This window comes from Pseudovibrio denitrificans JCM 12308, assembly GCF_001310815.1.
Taxonomy (GTDB): domain Bacteria; phylum Pseudomonadota; class Alphaproteobacteria; order Rhizobiales; family Stappiaceae; genus Pseudovibrio; species Pseudovibrio denitrificans.
On the sequence record NZ_BAZK01000014.1, the window covers coordinates 24,454 to 46,153 of the forward strand.

A 21,700-nucleotide genomic window follows, 5' to 3' on the forward strand; every position below is an offset into this window, starting at 1 on the left:
GCTCTCAGCCCTGCGCAAGAGGCTCCAAGGTCCCTTTGTAGGATACGATATGACCGACAAATGGAGCTGAGATCTCGACATCGAACGAAAAACGGCCATCTTTTTCTTCTTCAAAGGTATTTCCACGTGGCAGCAGAAAGCCCGGCATAGGGATTGAGTAGAGTGACCAGCGACGCGGAATAAAGCGCAGTTTTCCCTCTTCCAAGACAAGTGCCAAAGCGACTTTCACGGGTCCAAACTGCTCAACCATCAGGTGACTGTTTTTGCCTGATCCCGCTTTTAGAGATGACTTGAATGTCTTGCCATCAAAAGTTCTAATCCAATCCTGCCCACCTTCTGCTGGCAACTGAGTAACGCTCACTGTTGCTGCTTTTGTGGCTTGAGGAAAACCGAACATCCTCCCAATCAAACTTGCAAAAAATCCCCTGCTCCGACGAACTTCAGCTTGCCCTTGCCAAGTTTGCTCACACTCCACGCTATGAAACGCCTTGAGAGAAGAAGGAAGAAGATCAAACGCAGAGCCAAGGACCTGCCTAAACGGTGTTTTCTCATCTTGCGACTGACGAAAGCCCATGGTTATCGGCCTTTCTTCAAAAAGCCGAGCATAGTCACTCAGCTCCAGCTCTTTGGTAGCTGATCTCGCACCAATCTTGGGTTTATCGCCAGCAAGCACTTTGCGAATAACAGCTTCGATCGCCATGGATGGGATATATGGGCCATCATCTCCCTCTGCGAGCATGTGCCACGACTTTTCTGTAGGTTTCCCATCCGCTGAGCCGTGTACATGGATAAACATGCCGCCACGATGTTCACCGTGTTTGAGCAAGTTCAGAACCCAGTAGAAAAGCGGTGACAGTGGCTCAAATGAAGGAAGTTTCAGAGCTGCCCGCGCATGCGCTATCCAGTTCAACATTCTATGCAAAATCTCTGGGATTGGGCCGGCCCCATCCAAATCGACTGCATTGTTGGATGTTCCGGTGGCAGTACTTGAAGATCAGGTACATCCACGAGCGAAAAATGAGTATTTCTTAAAGGGAGCTTTCCTGGGACGGAGATGGTGTAGCGTAGTGTCTCTGCCAAGCCGATTGCTTGGTGCCGTTTGCCATCACGAAACAGGGTGATGGGAGACCCAGCATACCCGACTACAGCGCGCATGACATTGAGGCCAACACCAGCGTATGGAGAAGGTGCAATGCCACCTGTAACTCTATGGATCTCCATGGACTTTGAAAGCTCCCGGAGAACGCTGGCGGTCAACACGGGAAAGCTGCTCACTCCTGAAATCACAAAGATCCCGGCAGCTTTCGCCTGTTCATCGAACTTAGAAACACCAAAAACAAAGTCTGCGGCATCTGCAAAGTCTAGATAGTTCACTTTCGCCGACAAACAGGCTTCAATCGTCGCATATTTCTCACTTCCATAAGCCTGAAAAGGACCAGAAGCGTCGATAACAACATCGGGCTGGACTATCGGAAGCTGAGCTCCAATTTCAGCGCGGTCCAAACCTAGCGGTGTAAGGGTCGCATTACCGCTGTGTGTTTTGCAAAACTCTTCCGCTTTCTTTTGATTTCGACCGCAAATGACAACTTCAAGATCTTCAATATCCAAGAGCAGCTCAGTTAGGCGGCCACCAAACACGCCGTAGCCACCCAGCAATAAAATTTTCAAAGTAATAGCCTTTTTCTTAGTTCCGGATCTTGCGTGGAACACAAATCAGTCTGCCGAAAAATTTGTAACGATTGCGGGCAACCACGCCATACATCCTGTCTCGCAATGGCTTTGGCAAGATCATCAAGATACGGAGCGCTTTCCATATTCCTCCGAGGCGTTCTCCAACATGCAGCAATGCATCAAGTGATGTGTATGCCGTTCCATTTTCCAGATATAGCCACGACGACGGATTGGCCGGATCAAGACCATAATGAGATGCTAGTGCCTCTCCCAACTTGGACTGTAGCGGAATAATCCGGAACTCCTGATTTCGGTCGTTCCTTACTATCCAGGCAGCACCTTTAGCGCAAAGGCCACAGCTGGCATCCATAACAGATACGGGCCCTTGATCAGGGAAAGGCGGGATACTTGCATCATCCCGGTAAGAAAACTGGCGCTGCTTTATTTCCATAGTGAAAACCTAGCATCATACCGACATCAATGATAATGAAAAACCCCGGAGCTAAGCTCCGGGGTTGGTGGTTTGGTTACTCAACGGGTTCGAGGTTGAACAGGGTGGTGTTGAGTTGGGGTCGCAGGGGGTGGTTGGCTGCGAGGTGGAGGTGGATGGTGGTGGCGTGTTTGGGTGGCCTCTTCAGTTGAAGAGGTGTTCCATTGTCACCCGTGAGATTGTCTTGTTTGGCGAGGGTTTTGAGGGTGTTTCTTGAGATACTGAGTTCCTGGGCGAGCAGTCTGTCCAGACGGAGGCTGACGGGCAGGTCCAGGTTCAGGGTGATTTCAAGGTTTGCCCATTCCCCGGCTTCGCCTTCCACAATATGCTTGTGAATCGCGATTGCTGTTTCTCCTTCACTTGGAGCTGCAACAGCAGGCAAGCCTGTCCGGTCAAATGCGAGTTTGCGGATTTGATGCGGGCAATTGATTTGCAGGGCTTCCATCAGGTCAGGTGCGATTTGCTTGCGGGCGCGGCGTTCAAAGATTGGCCGGTTCCACGTGGCATCGCAGGCTTCACACTTGTAGATGAGCCAGGCATCCAGCTTGGTGCCGTTAGCGTTCAGGCGGAACTTGCCTGATGGCTTGAAAGGCTTGAGGACACCGCAGGTCTTACAAGGAATGACTGGGCGTGGTGGGTTTTCTGGTTGAAGTGTCCAGACGCATTTAAGCGATTTCGACATGCTTTAAGATTTCCACTTGTCAAAAAGCGGATGCGCAGCATGACGCCGTTACAGCACACGGTAAGGCTAAGGATTATATAGAAAGCAGCGCGCAAAAAAGCGCATGGATAGTGCCAGAAATCACGAGGCCAAACCGGTCTCATGCCACCATCCGCGCAACAGAAAGCGCGCCGCAAAAGGATATCTCTTGCGGAACAATGATAGACTAAAAGAGACCGGTGATTACATAGGCAAAATTGATTTCTCGCGTTGTTCAACTAGGCGAACAGCCCTAGCAAAACACACCCATCAGTTGAAGAGGTTTTGAACGCGGCGGAAACTTACTATGACTGCCTGTTGCTTTGCCGCAACTTTTACTCAGGGTTGAGTAAGGGGCCTTCAGAGGCTGACATGCAAAAACCCCGGAGCTCCGCCCCGGGGTCTTTTTTCGAGCCGCAATGTGTGCTTACGGGAATTAAGCTTTGGCTTTAGTCGCCTTCTTTGCTTTTTCCTCTGCAAGAACAACCACATCCTCCGCGCGGCCCTCTACATAGACGCGACCGTAGTAACCATCGAGAAGGAGTTGTTTGATCTCATCGATCAGTGGGTAGCGTGGGTTTGCTCCGGTGCACTGATCATCAAACGCTTCTACTGCGACTTCGTCGAGCTTTGCCATGAACTGCTCTTCAGTGATGCCCAGGTCTTTGAAGCCTGCTGGGATCTCAAGAGCTTTCTTGACGCTTTCTACCCAAGCCACCAGCTTTTCAACCTTTGCATCGCGATCGTCACCAGGAGTGGTCAGACCGAGGTGGTCTGCGATATCACCGTAGCGGCATTTCGCTTGCGGACGGTCGTACTGAGAGAACGCAGTCTGCTTGGTTGGGTTGTCGTTTGCGTTGTAGCGGATCACGTTAGAGATCAGCATCGCATTTGCCAAACCATGCGGCACGTGGAAGGCAGCGCCTACCTTGTGAGCGATAGAGTGGCAGACACCCAGGAAGGAGTTCGCGAAGGCAACACCAGCGATTGTTGCGCCGTTGTGAACTTTCTCACGAGCTACTGGGGATTCTGCGCCCTTCTCGTAGCTTTCAACCAGGTTCTCTTTCAGAAGCTTCAGAGCCTGCAGGGCCTGACCGTCAGAATATTCGTTGGCCAGAACAGAGACGTAAGCTTCTGTAGCGTGGGTGATGGCGTCGATACCACCGAATGCGGTGAGAGACTTCGGCATGTTCATGACAAGGTTCGCATCAACGATTGCCATGTTTGGTGTCAGCTCGTAGTCCGCAATTGGGTATTTCACGCCGGTTTCATCGTCGGTTACCACTGCGAATGGAGTAACTTCAGAACCAGTACCAGAAGTGGTTGGGATCGCGACCATCATGGCCTTTTCACCCATTTTCGGGAACTTGTAGATACGCTTGCGGATGTCCATGAAGCGCAGTGCAAGATCAGCGAAGTCTACTTCAGGATGCTCGTACATGACCCACATGATCTTCGCGGCATCCATTGGAGAACCACCACCCAGAGCGACAATCACGTCTGGCTTGAAGGTCCGGCACAGTTCTGCACCCTTGCGAACGATAGACAGGGTTGGGTCTGCTTCCACTTCGTAGAAGACGTCGGTTTCCATGCCCATGCTCTTCAGGACACGAACGGTTTCATCAGTGTAGCCGTTCTTGAAGAGGAAGCCGTCGGTTACGATCAGCGCACGTTTTTTGCCTTCAAGGTCACCCAGTGCGATTGGCAGACAACCGCGACGGAAGTAGATGGATTCAGGCAGTTTGTGCCACAACATGTTTTCTGCTCGCTTCGCAACGGTCTTCTTATTGATCAGGTGCTTCGGACCAACGTTTTCACTGATGGAGTTACCACCAAGAGCCGCAGCCCAGGGTCAGAGATGGAGCGAGAGAGAAGTTGTAAAGGTCACCAATGCCACCGTGAGATGCTGGGGAGTTGACCAGAATACGCGCGGTTTTCATGCGACGGCCAAACTCTTTGACGCGATCTTCGCAGCGGTCCTGATCTGTATAGAATACAGAGGTGTGACCGATACCGCCCATGGCAACCAGCTTCTCAGCAATGTCACAAGCTGCATCAAAATCTTTGGCTTTGTACATTGCCAGAGTTGGAGACAGCTTCTCGTGAGCGAATGCTTCAGCTTCGCTTGCTTCTGTCACTTCACCAATCAGGATCTTGGTGTCGGCAGGAACTTTCACGCCAGCCATTTCAGCAATTTTTGGAGCAGGCTGACCAACGATTGCTGCGTTGAGCGCACCGTTCTTCAGCAGAACATCCTTCACAGCCTGAAGCTCTTTGCCTTTCAGGATGTAACCTTTGTGGGTTGAGAAGCGTTCTTTCACCTGTTCGTAGATGTCCTCTACAACGATGACAGATTGCTCGGATGCACAGATAACGCCGTTGTCGAAGGTTTTAGACATCAGCACAGATGCGACCATACGTTTTACGTCTGCAAACTCGTCTACGACCACAGGTGTGTTACCCGCACCCACGCCGATTGCCGGCTTACCAGAAGAATAAGCAGCCTTCACCATGCCCGGACCACCGGTCGCGAGGATGAGGTTGATTTCTTCATGGGTCATCAGGCATTGGAGAGTTCAACAGTTGGAACGTCAATCCAGCCGATGATGTCTTTTGGAGCGCCTGCTTTGATTGCAGCCTCAAGGACGATGCGTGCGGCCTCATTGGTTGCAAGCTTGGCGCGTGGGTGCGGGCTAAAGATAATGCCGTTGCGGGTCTTCAAAGAGATGAGTGCTTTAAAGATCGCGGTAGAAGTTGGGTTTGTTGTTGGAACGATACCGCAGATGATGCCTGTCGGTTCTGCAATGGTGATTGTTCCGAAAGTTTCATCTTCAGACAGGATACCGCAGGTCTGCTCATCCTTGTACTTATTATAGATGTACTCAGATGCGAACTGGTTTTTGATAACCTTGTCTTCCATGACGCCCATACCGGTTTCTTCAACCGCCATGCGGGAGAGTGGGATGCGGGCATCGGCAGCAGCCAGTGCTGCTGCGCGGAAGATCTTATCTACCTGTTCCTGAGTGTATGTTGCGTAGATTTGTTGTGCTTTTTTAACCCGAGCAACAAGGGCGTCTAATTCTTCGCGATTAGTGACAGGCATTTTCTTCTCCGTAGGCAAGAACCGAAGCAGAAACGTGACAGACTATCGGTATTTGTCACAAAACAGTTCAGGGGAGGAAGCTGCTCTTCTGTTTCGACACGGATATTATTGGGTCACATTCTACTTTAGGCGCATGACATAAGTCAAAAATCAGAGATATATGAATAGGATGTCATAAAACTCAGCTGCTGGAAGGCCACTTTTACGATTGATTTTGTGATGAGGCGCTAACTTGTCATTTATTGCATAGCATTGCATACAGTTTCAGACACCTTAAACTGTGATATTCTATTTTCATTTCAGATAGTTAAGTAGAGACGCAAAGGCACCTTTGGAGATACATTTCAGCGTCATTGACTTTTAGGACAAGTCAGCTGACCTAAACTGCGACAAAGTCGCATACTGCCAATATTTTACCGGTAATTTCACCTAGTGCTTGTGAATAGTGCGCTCCGGATGCAGAAAACACGAAGATACACGTATGTAATGTGACTCATTTTTACAAATTCAGTGAGTCTGGCGTGTAGTTACGGATTACAGATCCCAGAACGGGCAGGATGCGGTGAAGGTGTTGTACTCACCACCGATGGGATGCCTTAACTCCAGCGTTTGAGCATGAAGATGCAGGCGCTCAGAGAAGGATAGCGCCTCGCCTTCCGCATAGAAGCGATCACCCACGATTGGATGCCCTAACTCCAGCATATGCACACGCAGCTGGTGGGAGCGCCCGGTGACCGGCATGAGCTTGACCAGGGTTGTATGCTCTTCGCGGTTGATGACTTCCCACTTGGTGAGAGCAGAGCGGCCCAGTTCATGATCGACCATCTGCTTAGGACGGTTTGGCCAATCACAGCGAAGAGGTAGGTCAACCTCCCCCTCATCATCCTCAGGTGTCCCCATACACGTGCAATATAGGTTTTGCGTGTCATGCGCTTTTCGAACTGGAGGCCCACATGGCGGTGTGCATCCTTGTTCATAGCCATGACCAGCAAGCCGGAGGTGTCCATGTCCAGTCGGTGGATGGTGGTCGCTGTTGGGTAGATCGACTGCGCGCGGGTTTCCAGACAATCCTTATGCTCTTCCGCACGACCCGGTACACTGAGTAGCCCGCTAGGCTTGTTAAGCACCAGCAGTTGCTCATCCTGATGGACAACATCAAGGAATGGCTCCATGGGCGGCGTGTATATAAAAGGGGCGCTAGGACTGTTCATGAGGCGCTTATAGCGGCTTGCCTGCAAACGTCAACGCATGTCCTTCCGTCTATGTTGCGCTGCCTGAGAGCTGCCCCATATATCGTGCAGTATTCTATATTGATGAGGTTCCTATGATTGGCAATTTTCTTTCTGAGTTTGAGAAGGTCACTGATTACTGGTCACCGCGCGTTGTAGCGCAGGTGAACGATCAGTACGTCAAAGTCGCGAAGATCAAAGGAGATCTCACCTGGCATAAACACGATGATGAGGATGAGCTGTTCTACGTCGTGCAAGGTAGCGTCACTATTGAGTATGAAGGTGAAGCGGTGACACTCAACAAAGGTGACTTCCACGTGGTGCCAAAGGGAAAGATGCATAATCCTGTTGCAGAAGAAGAATGCTGGATTGTGCTGGTAGAACCAGTCGCAACAAAGCACACTGGTGACGTGGTGACAGAGAAGACAAAATCACTGGAAGATCAGTTGGCGTGACGCCCCTACTAAGGCAGCATGGGTAATCTGGAATAAGCGGAATCTGATCTCTTTACATTGAAGGCATGCTGGATTACGCTTACGTTAACAAGATGCCTGATGCGTAATACGTAGCGCGCTATGTAGACACTTTAGGCATCTGCCTGACTTTCGCAAACACTGTAATTTAGCAGATGGAGGGAACAAATATGAGCATGGAAGCAATTTTGAATGACCTGAAAGGCCGCGTTGAGTCCAGCGACTTTGACAGCTCAATCAAGTTTGACTGCGGTGACGAAGGTATTCTTGTGATTGATGGTAACTCCATCTCCACAGACAACCAGGACGTAGATTGCACAATCGGCGTTTCCTTCGAAGACCTGCAGTCCCTGATCGCTGGCGATCTGGACCCAACTGCTGCATTCATGCAGGGCAAGTTCACCATTGATGGTGACATGAGCGTTGCAATGAAACTGAGCCAGCTGATCTAACAGCAGCTGCGACGAGATTGCGCATTCGGGCCGCGTGCCCGGATGCCTCCATAGACGAAAGTCTACAAAGCTTCTTGCACTCTTTGCTCGAAAAGCTGCTGCAGAAACATCGCCCAGTGCTCGATGTAGGCCTGCTTATCTTCCTCTCTCATAAACAGACCATCCGACGTGATCAGACCCGTCATCATCTGACGTGATGCTGTAATGAGCGTGCGCGCTGTTGCCTGACTGATCTGATCACTCTCAAAGATTGCCAGAATTCGATCATCAGTGACTTTTGCGAAGTTGTCGAAGGTGGGTTTGATGCGGCGGCGCAGCGTATCTTCTGTTCGCGCTGCAACAAGAATTTCCATCATGGTGAGGTACTCAGGAGAGTTCGCCTGATTCGTCCACCATTTGATAGTTAGCTCAGAAATTCTGCTTTTATCCTCACCGATTTCGTTCAACCACTCCAAAGTTAGCCGAACTGATTTCGCGAGCAATCTTTCCAGAACGAAGACCATCAGATCTTCTTTAGTCGGGAAATGATGCTGCAGCGCACCCTGCGAAAATCTCGTCTTTTCCGTAATTTTCTTAATAGATGCACGGTGATAGCCAAATTCGTGCAAACAGCTGATAGCGGCAAGGAGGATCTCCTTACGCATACGATCACTCTTCTCTGCCTGAGTAGATTTTCGCGTTTCGCCGGTATCTTGAAAAATATTTTTCATAGTGCCTCACATCAACGCTTGTAAAAAAACCATATGCATGTATTTTTTTCAAGAGATACGACGAAACACGTAGTGCATAGTTTAGGGAGGAGAAATTATGTATCGGGAGCGTCAGTCCACTGTTGGAACCCTAAGGGAGAAGGTTTCCATGCACACTGTTATTATTGGTGATCCACATCCGGCATTTTCCAGAGCACTTGCGAGCATCTACTCAAATGAGTGCCACGGCGTAAATGTACTTGTGACGAAGAGCTTTTCCGAGTTGCAGACTTGGGTAGAACTTCACCCTTCCGCAGTGGTACTTGTGAACCCTCGGATGAAGGGGGCACCTGGTCTCAGCACAGCATCTACGCTTCTGGAGACCTATGAGATTTCCAGCCTTGTTATGTTGCTTGAGCAGGATAACCCGGGCCTTTCCGAATACTTCATCGCTCGCGGCGCAACCGCAGCAGTGCCTAAAACTGCTGACTTCTCAGTGTTCAAGGCTGTTTTGACCGGTGGCACCGTTGAAGTGACAACTGAATCAGAAGACGCGCAGAACGCGTTTGGCATCGACTTCTATGAAGGTCTTGCGAACCTGACACGTCGTCAGGCCACCATTTTGACCTATCTGAAAGAAGGCAAGCTGAACAAGCAGATCGCGCATGAGCTCGGCATCTCCGAAGCGACCGTGAAGCATCACGTTTCTGCGCTGCTGAGCACTCTGGCTTCTATTCCCGCTCTCAGCTGGTGGCCATGATCAACGAGCTTGGCATCAACGTGGATTATCGTGGTGGCAACCGTAAAGCGGCCCGCGCGAAGACCAACTCACGTCGTGTGGCCAATGGCTACAAGATTGCCGGTGCCGGCGCTGGTGTGACACCTGCTTCCGCACTGCAGCCGACATATGTTGCGGCTCCTTAAGCCAAACTGACACACCCTGTGGCGAGAATGTCGCTCCCTCGTCACAGTGTATTCTCCTTCCTTTTGCGGGCGTTACAGCAACGACAAGTCCAACAGTTGATGTTGCTGTAGCGCTCTTGCCACAGCAAGCAGATTGTTTCTTCAGATTGACTGTTTGCGCTCTACACGCACTTGCCGTTACGTCAATTTTTCCTCATTATTGATTTTGCAGGCTCCCAAAGCCGGGCTTCAATCTTTAAGAGGACTAGGAAACTGTGCAGCCAAGCGATTTTGCCAGTTTGAGCGACCTTGAGGTCATTTGGAGCGATCACGGCGGAACCTGTCCGATCCCCACACGCACCCTTGTTGCTTCCGATTTGCTGTTGAGCATCGGCCCTTCACCTGACAGAGAGTTTGATCAGACGTTCCAGCGCATCTCCGGCGCACTTGTGCTTGCTATGGAGATCCGCTGTACAACGGTGGTCTGCGGATTGTTGATGAGGTTGCTGAGCCAGAGCAAAGCCAGTTGAGCCTTGTGTTTTCCTCCAAACACCAGGGGCATTTCAACACGGTCAGCCATGAAGCCTTCTACAACAATGAGAACGCGCTTTATGTGCCGTTCCGCAATCTCAGCGAAGTGCATCCTGAAGATGATATTGAAAGCCTGTTCGGAGACTATTCGCCGGGTATCTTCCTCAGATATGTGGTGAGTGAGCGTACGCGGTCATTCCCGGATATGCTGGCACGGCTTGCGGAGAGAGCGACTGGGCTACAGGTTTGCAGCAAAAACCGGTCTTTGCTTTTCTCCAGCCTGTCAGAGCTTCGGCGTAAGTTGCCGAGTGATCTTATTCTAGTCGATGGAAGTGGGTTTGGCGGACAGCCAGCTTCACGGCAGCAAAAGAAGCCCCTGCTCTACACGACCAACTGGATTTCCCGAGAACTGATTGAACCGTCCGAGCTGCATCATACTGAGAGTGAGGTGCCAAGTTTGTTTGATCTTAGGCGCCGGTTCTCACTCAGCTCCTGAGGAGTCTTCCGACTTTTCCTGACAAGACGCGCAGGTGCCTTTGATCTCGATGGAGGTTGATTTGGCATCAAAGCCGTTTGCGCTGGCCCAGCCGCTCAGGATTTCAGCCACATCATTATCCGCGAATTCCAGAGCTTTGCCGCAGGTTTCACAGATGGCAAAGCCAACCATCTCGACTGCGTGGCAAGCAGGGTGCGCACAGGCAACAAAGGCATTCATACTTTCAAGGCGATGCACCAAGCCAAGGCCGATTAGTTTGTCGAGAGCACGATAGACCTGCAATGGTGCGCGAAGTCCCTCAGTCCGGAGCTGGTCCAGAATAGAATATGCGCTCATCGGTGCATCTGAAGCACACAGCAGATCCAGAACCAGACGCTGATTTTTCGTGAGCTTCACTTCTGCAGTTGCCATTGCCACTTCTTTCACCCTATTGCCCTCGCTCCTTTCCCAATACCCCGTTTAGGAGGCGAGATGCAAACAATGATAGCAGAAATAAACACAGGCTGGCCATGACGATAGACGGACCTGAAGCGCTGTCGAACTGCAATGAGCCTTCCAGCCCCAAAACAACACTTGCAACACCGATGACTGAGGAAGCAACAGCCATCTGCTCTGGCGTTCTCGCGAACCAACGTGCAGTCGCAGCTGGGATGATCAGCAGAGCGGTGATGAGCAGAACACCGACAATCTTCATCGCGATGGCAATGATGGCGGCCATCATGACCATGAAGATGAGCTGCGTCAGGTCTGGATTGAAACCTTCTGCCTCTGCCAGTTCACGGTTGACTGTTGAAGCCAGCAAAGGGCGCCAGAGGAAGTACATCAGGCCAAGGATGACTGCTGCGCATGCGTAAATGGCGATCACATCTTCATTGCCAACAGCGAGAATGTCTCCGAAGAGCAGCGAGAGCAGATCAAACCGCACGTGGCTCATAAAGGCGATCAGCACCATACCGAGCGCCAGAGCGGAGTGGGAAAGCAACCCCAGCAGCGCATCAGTTGAGAGCGAACCTCGCTTTTGCAGGATGAGCAGGCACAAGGAAACCGTGACCGTGACGGCGAGCACACCGAGCATGAGGTTAATGTTCAAAAGGAATGCCAGCGCAACACCCAACAATGCGGAATGGGACATGGTATCGCCAAAGTAGGCCATACGACGCCAAACAACGAAACAACCAAGCGGGCCTGCAACCAAGGCCAGACCAATGCCTGCGAGCATGGCTCTGAGAATAAAGTCATCCATGATTGCAGCAGTCTCCGGAGTTCCCCTTAGACGGAACAATTGTGCCGTCAGCCTTGTGGCTGTGGTCGTGATGATGGTGGTAGATCGCCAAAGACTGGGAGGCCGGATCACCAAACAGCTGCTTGTACGCATCTGAGGCGGCAACTTGTTCCGGCGCGCCGCTACAACATACATGGCCGTTGAGGCAAACCACCGTATCCGTCTGCGCCATAACCACATGCAGATCGTGAGAGATGAGCAGAATACCGCAATTCAGCTCCTCACGGATTTTGAGGATCAGGTTATAAAGTGCGATTTCACCGGAGTAGTCCACGCCCTGCACAGGTTCATCTAGCACCAGAAGGTCTGGTGCGCGTAGGATTGCACGGGCGAGCAACGCTCTTTGGTATTCCCCACCAGACAACTGCTGCACATTGGAATCTATGAGATGAGAGATGCCCGTCTTTTCCAGCACCGCATCGATTTCACCCTTCGACGGTTTGGCTGTCAGGCTCATCAATCGGCGGACGGTGAGCGGCATGGTCCAGTCGATTGCAAGCTTTTGCGGGACGTAACCGACCTTGAGGTTCGGCTTGCGTTTGATTGATCCGGCATCAGCTTTCAGCACGCCCAGTGCCGTTTTTGCAGTTGTGCTTTTGCCAGCACCGTTTGGCCCGATGAGCGTAACGATCTCGCCGGACTTCACATTTAATGAGACGTTCTGAATCAACCAGCGACCTTGCCGTTTGATCCCAACTCCATCCATTTCAATCAATTGCACGATAGGCACCTCAACTCGTCGCGGGCAGCACCACGAAAGGGATGGCATTTATATGTTACGTAATAATATAACACAAATAAAATATTCGTTGATTTCACAATGGCACAAAAAAGCCGGAGCAATGCCCCGGCTTATATGATGTTTGATTGCTGAAAGTTTGCTTATGCTGGCTCGCGCATTGCGCGGACTGCTGTTTCCACGCCGCGCAGTTCGGCCAAGCCACGCAGGCGGCCAACTGCTGGATAGCCCGGTGCGGACTTCATCTGCAGGTCTGACAGCATCGCGTGGCCGTGATCCGGGCGGAATGGGATCAGGTCATCTGAACCTGCTGCTTTTCTGCGCTCTTCTTCATCCACCAAAGCAGAGATCACGCCAACCATGTCAACGTCACCTGTCAGGTGATCAGCCTCATGGAAGGAAAGCGGGTTCTCCTCGCGCTTGGTTGCGCGCAGATGCACGAAGTGGATACGGTCGGCGTAGCGCTTCACGATGCCTACAAGATCATTATCAGCCCGAACACCCAAAGAGCCAGTGCAGAATGTAAAGCCGTTTTCAGGAACATCGACTGCTTTCGAAATATACTCGTAGTCAGATTCAGTGGAACACACGCGTGGCAGGCCAAGCAGTGGACGTGGCGGGTCGTCCGGGTGGATGGCCATAACAGCGCCAGCTTCAGCACATACCGGAATGACTTCCTTGAGGAACAACGCGAGGTGCTCTCTCAGCTTGTCCGCATCGACGCCCTCATAGCGTTCCAGATGAGCGCGGATATCTGCTGTGGTGTAGGATTCTTCCGAACCTGGCAGGCCTGCGAGGATGGTTTTGACAAGACCGTCCTTATCTTCCTGCGTCATTCCTTCATACGCGGCAGTTGCGCGAGCGAGTTCTTCCTTTGAGTACTCATCCTTTGCATTTGGACGCTCAAGGATGAAGATATCGAAGGCAGTAAAGATGTCTGCATCAAAGCGCAGGCATGTGGCACCTGTTTCCAGCTCATACGCCAGATCGGTGCGGGTCCAGTCCAGAACGGGCATGAAGTTGTAGCAGATCTTGGTGATGCCGCAGGTCACCAGATTGCGGATGGATTGCTTATAAGTCTCAATGTACTTTTGAAAGTCACCGGTGCGCGTTTTGATGTGCTCGTGGACCGGGATACTTTCAACAACAGACCAGACGAGACCCGCAGCTTCGATCTCATCTTTGCGCTTTTGAATTTCTTCAACTGGCCATACTTCGCCATTCGGGATGTGATGGAGAGCGGTGACAATGCCCGTTGCCCCTGCTTGCCGAACATCTGCGAGAGTGACCGGATCGTGTGGGCCATACCAGCGCCAAGTCTGTTCCATGTTTAGCTCTTTGCTTTTCAAATTTTGGGGCCGGAGCCCGGTTAACATTTCATGTCGGTTATTTTTTGAGATCGTTCACCGCAGCCAGCGGGTCCGTATCAAACAGGTACGCATCAAATGACGGATCATCGACGTCAGAAAGTTCCAGCAGTGTCATTCGCACATTCTCAAGGTGCTGCCACATGGCTTGCCGGGCCATTTGCGGATCACGGCACTGCAACGCTGTGAGGATTGCCTGGTGATCGTCCAGCCACTTCTTCTGATAGCCTCTGTCAAAAATGCGCTGGTGCAGCTGCTCCCACATGCGGGAGCGTTTGCGAAGCGTCCAGAGGTGCTCAACAGACTCTGTCAGGACCGAGTTCTGGCTCGCCTGAGCAACCAGACGGTGGAACTCTTCATCCGCCTTATGGCTTCCTGAACCGGACTCGATTTCATCCCGTTCTTTGGCCAGTGTTTCACGCATCTGGATGATGTCGCTTTGGTCGCCATTGTTGCGGCAAAGGCTGCGATGTTGCTTTCGAGAAGCTGGCGGGCTTGCAGCAGTTCAAATGGACCGATATCCGTTTCCAACGCGCTGTCCGGAGTGACATCCCCCGGAAGACGGAGAACATAAGTGCCAGACCCTTTGCGCACATCCACGAGCCCCTGCACTTCGAGCATGATCATGGCATCTCTGACCAATGACCGGCTCACGCCCAGATCCTCAGAAATCTTGCGCTCTGTGGGGAGCTTGTCACCAATGGCAAAGGCACCATTCGCCAAATCGCGAACCAGCTCTTCTGCCACATCCTGATAACGTCTTCTGTTCGGGTCTAATGTCATGGTGCAATCCAGATCAGTTTTTCGCTTTCAGCTCTGCATAAAAATCTGCAAGAAGTTTGAAGGCTGTTTTCTTTGTTTTCTTGTCTGAGGCTATCAGGCCTTTGCGGTTCCAGCCCTGCTGGAACATGTTTTGTCGGCGTTCCACACGGAAATCATAGAGAATCCATGGCGAGATGCCCTTCACGAATTCTCGCTGGCGCAAGGTGGCAATCTGCTTGCGATAGACCTCGGCCATGTAACTCTCGCTGAAGAAGCCCTTTTCCAACTTGCCTTCACCGATGTAACCATCTGCGCCAGTTTCGGAGATAACAACGGGCTTACCGGGGTCGGAGTTGTCGAGGAAGTCGATCAAATCGTCAAAGTTCTCTTCATACCAGCCGTAGTACTCGTTGATACCGATCACGTTGATGTGCTGGATCAGGCGATCTTCAATGCGGTTCTTGGTGTGGTTTACGAGGCAAGCGGCTGAGGTCAGGCGCGTAGGTCCATATCTCTCGCGGTATCCACCAGATGCTTCATGAAGGAGAGACGTTCGTCTGTATCCGGGTTTTCGTTCCCAACAGACCAGATGACGACGGAGGCCCTGTTGCGGTCTCGCTTGATCAGCTCCTGAAGCTGGTTGCTGGCGTCTTTAAGGGTATCCGGGTTCTTGAAGTCGATTGCCCAGTAGACCGGAATCTCTTCCCAAAGCAGAATGCCTTCGCGGTCTGCCATTTTGGCGGCACGTTCGTCGTGCGGGTAATGGGCGAAGCGCATGAAATTGCAGTTCAGTTCTTTGGCATGCTGGAAGCGTTGCTCCAGATCTTCATCACGCAGCACTTTGCCGGTGAACTCATCATCTTCATGGACAGAAATACCGCGGAAGAAAATCGGTTTTCCGTTCAGGAGAATATCCGTGCCGATTTGCTCAATCTGGCGGAACCCGATCTGATCTTCAATGCGATCTGCACTGAGTGTTGCAGATACGCTGTAGAGGCGAGGGTTTTCTGGTGACCAGAGTTCTGGCTTTGCTGGAATGGTCAGCTTGCCGAAACCATCCTGATCGATAGGGACTTCGACTTTGATGCCCAGCTCTGCCAGCTCAACAATTACAGGTGTCTTATCTGGCCCATTCACTTGTAACTCAACCGCGATTTTGTCGTAGGAGCTATCGGGAACCAGATAGACGAAGAAATCTGAAATGAGTGTCTTTGGGGTTCTGTAGAGTTCTACATCTCTGTAGATGCCACCGTAATTGAACCAATCGGTGTTGCGCATCGGCACACGGTCGAGTGTGCGGGTGTTGTTGACACACAGCATCAACCAATTACGGCCCTGCTTCGCTTGCTTGGTGAGCTCAACATTGAATGGGGTGGAGCCACCATAGTGGTTGCCGAGGAACTCTCCGTTGAGGAACACCTTACAATCATACTGAGCGGCCCCTACTCTCAGGAACAAGCGCTCATCATCAGGCTGCTCGTCCAGATCCAGCGGGCGCGTGTACCACGCGCTGCCTTCAAAGAAGTACCACTTATCTTTGAGCATGGACCAGCAAGATGGGACCGGAACGGTTTCACCTACATATGGGTCGTAGTCGTACGGTTCTGTTTTTTCTTCTGGAGCTTCTGGAGTGAACGAGAACCACTTTTGGCGCAGGCCTGTGTCCAGAAGGTCGACACAGAAGTTCCATTCTCCGTTCAGCGACTCAGATTTACGACCGCCAGTGAAAATCAAGGTGCTGCTGTTCAGATTCTGCGTGTTGAAGGGGTCGTCATAGTCCTCATCATGCAGGCAAGCCAGGCCGTTGTCGGCACCTTCCATCCGCTCAAGCATCACTGATCCTCATTGACCAATACCGGTTTCGTCGTTCTTGGGACATCAGTCCAAGTTGGTCGACCTATTTATGCATCCTCCAGATGACAGGGAACTTTTGCTTTTGAATTGCAACCCTCACCAACAGGACACCCTTCCACTCATTGAGCTGCGAATGCTCCTTCTGATGGTCAGCAAATCATCTGCCGCTACTCTCAACCTACTGTATTCAATAGATTAAACACCTGACTGAGAGCTTTTTCCCACTTCCTCCGGGTTTGCACTTGCCTTTCAGAAATCTACCAGTGGTTGGTACTTGGGTAACCTCTTCATCTTTCTTAAGAATCAAGAGGCCAGCGCCAAACCGGCGGTTTTGTTGAAAGGTGAAGAAAGGAGATCAACCAAACCTCTCTCCACACATGCCACATTTCTACAAAACTGCGACATTGTCAAACCATTTTATCATATTGGTTGACCAATAATCAAAAATCAGCAATTAATTAGGAGAGAGGTAATTTAATTGGATTCATTGGATATCCGTAGATCTGCAGATCTCCAGCTGAAACCCTCTCACGAATTCAATAGTTCCTGAACAACCCCTCAGGAGAAATTGGTCGCCCACTGCAGATTCTTTCTGCATACTAAGCCCGCGCCCTCACCTAGATTAGGGAATTAAAATGCAAGCGCTGACCAAAATAGTTAACACGATCCTGAAGGCCGTCACCGTGTCGGTTTTTGTGGTGCTCGTGGTGTGTGTGGTTTGGCAGGTTTTCTCGAGATACGTTCTTGGAACTCCAAGCACCGTGACCGATGAACTCGCTCGTTTCATGTTTATGTGGATCGGCCTGATTGGTGCGGCCTATACGCTCGGAATGCGAAGACACCTGGCCATTGATCTGCTGACCGGCTCTTTGACCGGCAAACGGAAACTGCTTTCAGATTACTTCATCGTTCTGGCGATCGCCTTCTTCTCAGGTGTTGTCATGCTTTATGGCGGCGGGCAACTGGTTATGAAGACGCTCGCCAATGGGCAAGTCTCTCCCGCTCTCCGCATTCCAATGGGCTACATCTACGCAGCCATCCCGTTCTCTGGCGGCATCATGCTGTTCTACTGCGTTGAGTTCTTCCTTGGTCTTGTTAACGGCACAGGTACAGGTCCAAACGACCAGATGCCTGACGCTGCTGATACTGCTGCTAAATAAGAGTAAGTCTGATGGAATTTTTAAGTAGTGAGCTTCAAAGCGGTCTTATTCTGTTCGGTGTATTTGGTGTTCTGGTTACCCTTGGGGTGCCGATCTCCTTTGCCATCGGGCTGGCAGCAACGGCGACAATCACCTTTCTGATCTCTTTTGATCAAGCACTCTTTGTTGTTTCGCAGAAGATGGCGAGTGGCCTAGACAGCTTCACGCTGCTGGCGATCCCGTTCTTCATCCTTGCTGGTAACATCATGAACTCCGGCGGCATCGCACGGCGTTTGATTGAGCTGGCAAAGATCGTGGGTGGCCGGTTGCCGGGTGCTCTGGCACACGTCAATGTGCTGGCGAATATGCTGTTTGGCTCCATTTCCGGTTCTGCTGTGGCTTCTGCTGCTGCAATCGGCGGCATCATGTCTCCGCTTCAACGCAAAGAAGGATATGATCCAGCCTTCTCTGCAGCTGTAAACGCGGCTTCCTGCCCAACTGGCATGCTGATCCCACCTTCTTCCACCCTGATCGTTTACTCTCTGATTTCCGGTGGCACCTCGGTCGCAACGCTGTTCGTTGCTGGCTATCTGCCGGGTATTCTGATGGGTCTTGGTGTGATGGTTGTGGCTGGTATCGTTGCGACGAAACGCGGTTATCCATTGATCCCGCTGCCAAGCTTCAAAGAGATCATCTTCAAGATTGCAGATGCATTCCTGCCATTGTTGCTCATCTTCATCATCATGGGCGGCATTATCGGCGGTGTATTCACCGCAACCGAGGCTTCTGCTGTGGCAGTGGTTTACACTCTACTGCTCGCCGTTGGTATCTACCGCGAAGTGAAGATCACTGATCTGCCAACCATCATCCTTGAGAGCGCGATCACCAGTTCCATTGTACTGCTGTTGATTGGTTGTTCCATAGGCATGTCCTGGGCGATGACCTTCTCTGACATTCCGTATGCGATTGGTGAAGCACTGGCGAACGTCTCTGAAAATCCGTTCATTATCATGCTTGTGATCAACATCTGCTTGCTGGTGATTGGGACTTTCATGGACATGACGCCTGCCCTGCTGATCTTCACTCCAATCTTCCTGCCTGTTGCGACTGAGCTTGGAATGGATCCTGTGCACTTTGGCATCATGATGACTTACAACCTGTGCATCGGCATCATCACACCGCCAGTGGGTAGTGCGCTGTTCATCAGCTGCTCCGTGGGCAAGGTGGCTATTCAGGATCTGATCAAACCAATGCTACCGTTCTATGCAGCGGTGATCTCCATCCTGATGCTCGTGACCTTCATTCCTGAAATCAGCCTGTTCCTGCCACGCGTCATTCTTGGCTATGGCGGATAACAGACAGAAACCAAGCAACCATAACAACAACCCAATAACTGGTTGAAGTATAATGAAAACGCTTCGTAAGTGGTCCTATATCGAGACCGAACAGAACCGAATTGATCTACTTGTGGATGACAAGCACCTGCTCTCTCTGTTCGTTCTTGAAGACAAGCTTGTTCGGGTTCTTTTACGCAAGAATGGAGAGTTTAGACAAGGACGGACCTGGTCCATCACACCGGCTGAAACACCAATGCCGTTTGAAGGTCGGTCCCGTCTTTCTGTTGAAGGGTTCTCTCTTCCAGAGTTCAAGCAGGAGCTTACGGAGGATGCATTGGTTCTGGAGACGCGGGCTTTGCGCGTCTCCGTGAAAACACCGCTTCAGATTATCTGGGAGGCGAAGAGCGAGGACGGGTCTTATCAGGTCATTGCCTGCGAGCGTCCAACAGGCGCTTACATGGTGGGTGTGAAGGACAACAAGAACTCACACTTCTTCAATCAACCTGCGGATGATCGGATTTATGGACTGGGCGAAAAAGCTGGCAACCTTTTGCGTAATGGCCGTCGCTATGAAATGCGCAATCTGGATGCAATGGGCTATGATGCAGAGACCACTGATCCGCTTTACAAGCATTTGCCATTTACTTTGACCCGTACCGGCTCTGGTATTTCCTATGGCGTGTTCTACGATAATCTGGCGAGTTGCTGGTTCGATCTGGGAAACGAGATCGACAATTACCATCGGCCTTACAGATCATATCGGGCTGAAGATGGCGATCTGGATTACTATTTCATGCTCGGCCCTTCCCTGCTGGAGGTGACCAAAACGCAAGTCTGGCTGACGGGCAAGCACATCTTCCCACCTAAGTGGAGCCTCGGGTATTCCGGGTCTACCATGTACTACACCGATGCAGACAATGCGCAGGAGCAGTTGGAGGGCTTTGTAGACCTGATCAAGGAACACGCCATTCCATGCGACAGTTTTCAGCTTTCATCCGGTTACACATCCATCGGCACGAAACGTTATGTGTTCAATTGGAACTATGAGAAATGTCCTGATCCCAAGGCTATGACTTCTAAGTTTCTGGATGCGGGCGTACATCTGGCAGCCAACATCAAGCCGTGCCTATTGCAGGACCACCCGATGTATGAGGATGTAGCTGCGAAGGGTCTGTTTATTCGAGACAGTAAAGCCAATCAGCCTGAGAGGTCGTTGTTCTGGGATGATGAAGGCTCTCACCTCGACTTTACTAATCCGGAGACTGTCAGCTGGTGGAAGGCGAATGTCACTCAGCAGTTGCTTGAGCGAGGGATTGGTTCAACCTGGAACGACAACAACGAGTATGAGATCTGGGATTTCTCAGCTCGGTGTCAGGGGTTTGGTGAAGAAATCGAAGTTGGGCTTATCCGACCACTGCATTCCTTCCTCATGATGCGCGCATCCTTTGAGGCGCAGGTTGAGTATGCGCCCGAGGAACGCCCTTACCTCATCTCCCGCAGTGGCTGCCCTGGCTTGCAGCGCTATGTTCAGACCTGGACAGGCGACAACCGGACGGGTTGGAACAACCTGAAATACAACATCCGCATGGGCCTCGGGCTTTCCATGTCTGGCATCTACAATGTTGGTCATGATGTTGGTGGGTTCTCCGGGCCTCGCCCTGATCCAGAGCTGTTTGTTCGTTGGGTTCAGAATGGTGTGATGCATCCGCGCTTTACGATCCATTCTTGGAATGATGATGCCACTGTCAATGAAGCCTGGATGTATCCGGAAGTGACGCCGCTCATTCGCAATGCGATCCAACTGCGTCAGTATCTGATGCCGTATTTCTACACCATGCTACACGACATGCATGTGATGGACGAGCCGCTGCTTCGCCCGACATTCCTTGATCACGAAGGGGATGAGCGCACCTTTGCAGAGACTGATGACTATCTGCTTGGCAGGGATCTGCTGATTGCATCCGTGGTTGAGCAAGGCGCGACAACGCGTGAGGTTTATCTGCCGGATAATGGCGATGGATGGTATGAGTTCGATACAGGCGCGTATCACAAGGGCGGACAGACGATCGTTGTTGATGCTCCCTTGGAACGCCTGCCACTGTTTGTACGGGCTGGCACTGTTCTGCCGCTCGCCAATGCAACGGCAAAGAACACCACAGAGTGTGATCTGAACGCACTGGCGATCTTCCCATTCCAGGGCACAGGAAAGCGTGAGCTGGCTGTATTTGAGGATGATGGCATCAGTCATAAATGGCTGGAAGGTGAGCACAGCACCTTGCACATGGTTCTCTCCAGCACTTCCGATGAGCAAACCTTAACTCTGTGTCGCAGTGGCTCCCTCAAGACTGATGGACGAGACATCTCCGTCTTCATCAAAGGCCGCTCTCCAAATGGGCTGGTTCCGATTGTGGTCGTGAACGGACAGCCGATTTCAAACGACACCCACACTTTCTTCCTCAATGAGCTTTGATAAGGCCCACCTT

The 21,700-nt window shown here is 51.3% G+C and carries 25 protein-coding genes and 1 pseudogene; 9 read left to right on the plus strand and 17 right to left on the minus strand.

The window, feature by feature from the left end:
- Positions 1-4: 4 nt before the first annotated feature.
- The 8 genes and pseudogenes from JCM12308_RS30335 to JCM12308_RS18120 all read right to left on the minus strand — a co-directional run bounded on the left by JCM12308_RS30335 (position 5) and on the right by JCM12308_RS18120 (position 7,136).
- Positions 5-700 carry a DUF4166 domain-containing protein gene (locus JCM12308_RS30335; RefSeq protein ID WP_208978717.1) on the minus strand — a complete coding sequence of 232 codons (696 nt, stop codon included), beginning with the start codon at positions 698-700 and terminating at the stop codon, positions 5-7.
- 206 nt (positions 701-906) lie between these two features.
- The gene (locus JCM12308_RS30340) at positions 907-1,710 is read right to left on the minus strand and encodes a saccharopine dehydrogenase NADP-binding domain-containing protein (protein ID WP_208978718.1); all 804 of its coding nucleotides are present in this window, start codon (positions 1,708-1,710) and stop codon (positions 907-909) included.
- Positions 1,685-2,122: a thiol-disulfide oxidoreductase DCC family protein gene (locus JCM12308_RS18105; RefSeq protein WP_208978719.1), complete on the minus strand. Its 438-nt coding sequence runs from the start codon at positions 2,120-2,122 to the stop codon at positions 1,685-1,687. The genes JCM12308_RS30340 and JCM12308_RS18105 overlap by 26 nt, the downstream gene beginning before the upstream one ends.
- A 76-nt stretch (positions 2,123-2,198) precedes the next feature.
- Positions 2,199-2,843, minus strand: a complete 645-nt coding sequence (locus JCM12308_RS18110) for a DUF1062 domain-containing protein (protein ID WP_054784673.1) — start codon at positions 2,841-2,843, stop codon at positions 2,199-2,201.
- A gap of 454 nt (positions 2,844-3,297) precedes the next feature.
- Positions 3,298-4,617 (minus strand): iron-containing alcohol dehydrogenase, encoded by a 1,320-nt coding sequence (locus JCM12308_RS33250; protein WP_244271945.1) that lies wholly within the window; start codon positions 4,615-4,617, stop codon positions 3,298-3,300.
- A gap of 70 nt (positions 4,618-4,687) precedes the next feature.
- Positions 4,688-5,422, minus strand: a complete 735-nt coding sequence (locus tag JCM12308_RS33255; RefSeq protein ID WP_280138394.1) for an aldehyde dehydrogenase family protein — start codon at positions 5,420-5,422, stop codon at positions 4,688-4,690.
- Positions 5,422-5,964, minus strand: coding sequence for an aldehyde dehydrogenase family protein (locus tag JCM12308_RS33260; protein WP_280138395.1), 543 nt, complete (start codon positions 5,962-5,964; stop codon positions 5,422-5,424). Before JCM12308_RS33260 ends, JCM12308_RS33255 begins: the two co-directional genes overlap by 1 nt.
- 534 nt (positions 5,965-6,498) lie before the next feature.
- A pseudogene (locus tag JCM12308_RS18120) lies at positions 6,499-7,136 on the minus strand (pseudouridine synthase).
- A 152-nt stretch (positions 7,137-7,288) separates the two neighbouring features.
- On the opposite strand from JCM12308_RS18120, the gene JCM12308_RS18125 reads away from it, so the two are divergent.
- Entirely contained in the window at positions 7,289-7,648 is a 360-nt protein-coding gene (locus JCM12308_RS18125; RefSeq protein WP_008552749.1) for a cupin domain-containing protein, read from the plus strand.
- A 188-nt stretch (positions 7,649-7,836) separates the two neighbouring features.
- Positions 7,837-8,118: an SCP2 sterol-binding domain-containing protein gene (locus tag JCM12308_RS18130; RefSeq protein WP_008552794.1), complete on the plus strand. Its 282-nt coding sequence runs from the start codon at positions 7,837-7,839 to the stop codon at positions 8,116-8,118.
- Between the two features lie 62 nt (positions 8,119-8,180).
- Here JCM12308_RS18130 and JCM12308_RS18135 read toward each other — a convergent pair whose 3' ends face one another.
- Entirely contained in the window at positions 8,181-8,828 is a 648-nt protein-coding gene (locus JCM12308_RS18135) for a TetR/AcrR family transcriptional regulator (protein WP_008552693.1), read from the minus strand.
- A 97-nt stretch (positions 8,829-8,925) separates the two neighbouring features.
- Between JCM12308_RS18135 and JCM12308_RS18140 the strand changes: the two genes are divergently transcribed.
- From JCM12308_RS18140 to JCM12308_RS18145, 4 genes are all read left to right on the plus strand, one after another.
- Positions 8,926-9,567 (plus strand): response regulator transcription factor, encoded by a 642-nt coding sequence (locus tag JCM12308_RS18140; protein WP_208978720.1) that lies wholly within the window; start codon positions 8,926-8,928, stop codon positions 9,565-9,567.
- Positions 9,564-9,731, plus strand: coding sequence for a hypothetical protein (locus tag JCM12308_RS30345; RefSeq protein ID WP_208978721.1), 168 nt, complete (start codon positions 9,564-9,566; stop codon positions 9,729-9,731). Before JCM12308_RS18140 ends, JCM12308_RS30345 begins: the two co-directional genes overlap by 4 nt.
- A gap of 278 nt (positions 9,732-10,009) precedes the next feature.
- Positions 10,010-10,240 (plus strand): hypothetical protein, encoded by a 231-nt coding sequence (locus JCM12308_RS30350; RefSeq protein ID WP_208978722.1) that lies wholly within the window; start codon positions 10,010-10,012, stop codon positions 10,238-10,240.
- A 5-nt stretch (positions 10,241-10,245) separates the two neighbouring features.
- Positions 10,246-10,737 carry a hypothetical protein gene (locus JCM12308_RS18145; RefSeq protein ID WP_208978723.1) on the plus strand — a complete coding sequence of 164 codons (492 nt, stop codon included), beginning with the start codon at positions 10,246-10,248 and terminating at the stop codon, positions 10,735-10,737.
- Here JCM12308_RS18145 and JCM12308_RS18150 read toward each other — a convergent pair.
- The 8 genes from JCM12308_RS18150 to JCM12308_RS18175 all read right to left on the minus strand — a co-directional run bounded on the left by JCM12308_RS18150 (position 10,723) and on the right by JCM12308_RS18175 (position 16,720).
- Positions 10,723-11,148, minus strand: coding sequence for a Fur family transcriptional regulator (locus JCM12308_RS18150; protein ID WP_054784713.1), 426 nt, complete (start codon positions 11,146-11,148; stop codon positions 10,723-10,725). The two genes, JCM12308_RS18145 and JCM12308_RS18150, sit on opposite strands and share 15 nt — an antisense overlap.
- 16 nt (positions 11,149-11,164) lie before the next feature.
- The gene (locus tag JCM12308_RS18155; RefSeq protein ID WP_054784674.1) at positions 11,165-11,980 is read right to left on the minus strand and encodes a metal ABC transporter permease; all 816 of its coding nucleotides are present in this window, start codon (positions 11,978-11,980) and stop codon (positions 11,165-11,167) included.
- A complete protein-coding gene (locus JCM12308_RS18160) occupies positions 11,973-12,740 on the minus strand; it encodes an ATP-binding cassette domain-containing protein (protein WP_054784675.1) in 768 nt (255 codons plus the stop codon). Before JCM12308_RS18160 ends, JCM12308_RS18155 begins: the two co-directional genes overlap by 8 nt.
- Before the next feature lie 161 nt (positions 12,741-12,901).
- Complete coding sequence (uxuA, locus tag JCM12308_RS18165) at positions 12,902-14,086, minus strand: mannonate dehydratase (protein WP_054784676.1); 1,185 nt, start codon at positions 14,084-14,086, stop codon at positions 12,902-12,904.
- A gap of 58 nt (positions 14,087-14,144) precedes the next feature.
- Positions 14,145-14,549, minus strand: coding sequence for an FCD domain-containing protein (locus JCM12308_RS30355; protein WP_208978724.1), 405 nt, complete (start codon positions 14,547-14,549; stop codon positions 14,145-14,147).
- Complete coding sequence (locus JCM12308_RS30360; protein WP_208978725.1) at positions 14,435-14,908, minus strand: GntR family transcriptional regulator; 474 nt, start codon at positions 14,906-14,908, stop codon at positions 14,435-14,437. The genes JCM12308_RS30355 and JCM12308_RS30360 overlap by 115 nt, the downstream gene beginning before the upstream one ends.
- Positions 14,909-14,921: 13 nt before the next feature.
- On the minus strand, positions 14,922-15,311 hold the full coding sequence (locus tag JCM12308_RS30365) for a hypothetical protein (protein WP_208978726.1): 390 nt from the start codon (positions 15,309-15,311) through the stop codon (positions 14,922-14,924).
- A gap of 68 nt (positions 15,312-15,379) precedes the next feature.
- Positions 15,380-16,720 (minus strand): glycoside hydrolase family 2 protein, encoded by a 1,341-nt coding sequence (locus JCM12308_RS18175; protein ID WP_208978727.1) that lies wholly within the window; start codon positions 16,718-16,720, stop codon positions 15,380-15,382.
- 656 nt (positions 16,721-17,376) lie between these two features.
- Between JCM12308_RS18175 and JCM12308_RS18180 the strand changes: the two genes are divergently transcribed.
- Genes JCM12308_RS18180 through JCM12308_RS18190 form a run of 3 tightly spaced genes read left to right on the plus strand, consistent with a single transcriptional unit; the run spans position 17,377 to position 21,687 of the window.
- A complete protein-coding gene (locus JCM12308_RS18180; protein WP_054784677.1) occupies positions 17,377-17,901 on the plus strand; it encodes a TRAP transporter small permease in 525 nt (174 codons plus the stop codon).
- Positions 17,902-17,912: 11 nt separating this feature from the next.
- The gene (locus tag JCM12308_RS18185; protein ID WP_014284107.1) at positions 17,913-19,235 is read left to right on the plus strand and encodes a TRAP transporter large permease; all 1,323 of its coding nucleotides are present in this window, start codon (positions 17,913-17,915) and stop codon (positions 19,233-19,235) included.
- Positions 19,236-19,287: 52 nt separating this feature from the next.
- Complete coding sequence (locus tag JCM12308_RS18190; protein WP_054784678.1) at positions 19,288-21,687, plus strand: glycoside hydrolase family 31 protein; 2,400 nt, start codon at positions 19,288-19,290, stop codon at positions 21,685-21,687.
- The last annotated feature ends 13 nt before the right edge of the window (positions 21,688-21,700 follow it).